The following is a 256-nucleotide window of genomic DNA, read 5'->3' as shown; positions in this document are numbered from 1 at the left end:
AGGTCACACCCGTTCCCATACCGAACACGGAAGTTAAGCTTCTCAGCGCCGATGGTAGTTAGGGGCTGTCCCCTTGTGAGAGTAGGACGCTGCCGGGCGGAAAAACAAATTGTGATGAAAAATCACATAAATAATATTATCGCGGGGTGGAGCAGTTCGGTAGCTCGTCGGGCTCATAACCCGAAGGTCGCAGGTTCAAATCCTGCCCCCGCAATCTGGTCCGGTAGTTCAGTTGGTTAGAATGCCTGCCTGTCAC

General features: G+C 52.7%; 1 tRNA gene and 1 rRNA gene. Both read left to right on the top strand.

Features of this window, described 5'->3' with window-relative positions:
* A 5S ribosomal RNA gene (gene rrf / locus JI665_RS28395) occupies nt 1–98 on the top strand; the annotation flags it as partial.
* Nucleotides 99–140: 42 nt separating this feature from the next.
* Nucleotides 141–214 (top strand) — tRNA-Met (locus JI665_RS28390).
* Nucleotides 215–256: the final 42 nt, after the last annotated feature.

The organism is Bacillus sp. NTK034, assembly GCF_017303275.1.
In the GTDB taxonomy this organism is placed as follows: domain Bacteria; phylum Bacillota; class Bacilli; order Bacillales; family Cytobacillaceae; genus Cytobacillus.
The sequence above is the reverse complement of the archived record's forward strand: the minus strand, read 5'-3'. Positions and strand labels throughout refer to the sequence as shown.